This window comes from Klebsiella sp. HN106, from assembly GCF_051209435.1.
Taxonomy (GTDB): Bacteria; Pseudomonadota; Gammaproteobacteria; order Enterobacterales; family Enterobacteriaceae; genus Klebsiella; species Klebsiella oxytoca.
This window is the reverse complement of the sequence record NZ_JBLURD010000142.1, coordinates 1-363: the sequence shown is the minus strand read 5'-3', so window position 1 is coordinate 363 and position 363 is coordinate 1. Positions and strand designations below refer to the sequence as shown.

The 363-nt window shown below is 60.9% G+C and carries 1 protein-coding gene; it reads right to left on the bottom strand.

All coding sequences use genetic code 11. The annotated features are described in order from the left end of the window. Nucleotides 1-363 (bottom strand): AMIN domain-containing protein (locus ACSIPU_RS30700; RefSeq protein ID WP_435322494.1); only part of this gene is annotated, 363 nt, incomplete at both ends.

The window sequence follows — 363 nt, the reverse complement described above, 5'->3', positions numbered from 1 at the left end:
GGCCCGTTTCACCACCACGGGCGGCGGAGGCGGCGGCGGCGGCGCGTCGGCGTTGATGGTAATGACCACCGTGTAATTCGCCCCGTTCTGTTGCTTCACCGCCCGGGTTTTGCCATCTTCCGTCAGATCCACCAGCAGACGCAGCGTCTGCGTATCCTGCGGCGTGCCGGCGCGAATACTCTTCACCAGGTTGCTGCCGCTAAACTGCAGCGGTAGTCCCTGCAATACGCCGGTCTGCTTGATATCCAGCGCCACCAGACGTTTACCCTGTGGGGTAAAGGAGTACTCCGGCTCACCGACAAAGCTTAGGGTAATACGGGCCTGCTGGTCTCCGTTAGAGACCTGGATATCGGATAAACTCGC